The following is a 561-nucleotide window of genomic DNA, read 5'->3' as shown; positions in this document are numbered from 1 at the left end:
ATCTTGGCGTTAAGCTGTCATTTGATGAAAGTGCAAATACCCTAACGATTTCTGATAACGGTATCGGTATGAGCCGCAATGACGTTATCGAACATTTAGGCACCATCGCAAAATCAGGCACCGCGGAATTCTTCTCAAAGCTTTCAGAAGAGCAAAGCAAAGACTCGCAATTGATCGGTCAATTTGGTGTTGGCTTCTACTCTGCATTTATCGTTGCTGATGCGGTGACCGTGCGCACTCGTGCAGCAGGTTTGCCAGCAGACGAAGCAGTGCAATGGCATTCTGCGGGCGAGGGTGAGTACACCATTGAAAACATCACTAAAGAATCTCGTGGTACTGACATCATTCTTCACATGCGTGACGAAGGTAAAGAGTTCTTAAATGAATGGCGCTTGCGCGATGTCATCAGCAAGTACTCGGATCACATCGGCATTCCTGTTTCTATCCAAACTGTAGTGCGTGATGAAGACGGTAAAGAGACAGATGAGAAGAAGTGGGAGCAAATCAACAAAGCTCAAGCGTTGTGGACGCGTAATAAAGCAGATATCTCAGATGAAGAAT

1 protein-coding gene is annotated in these 561 nt (G+C 45.8%); it reads left to right on the top strand.

Annotated features, from left to right (window positions below):
- A partial coding sequence (locus tag R7R78_RS28505) for an ATP-binding protein (RefSeq protein WP_225474899.1) occupies positions 1-561 on the top strand: 561 nt, incomplete at both ends.

The organism is Vibrio sp. 2134-1, assembly GCF_033339495.1.
Note: the sequence above shows the minus strand (reverse complement) of the source record. Positions and strands in the feature narration are given on the sequence as shown.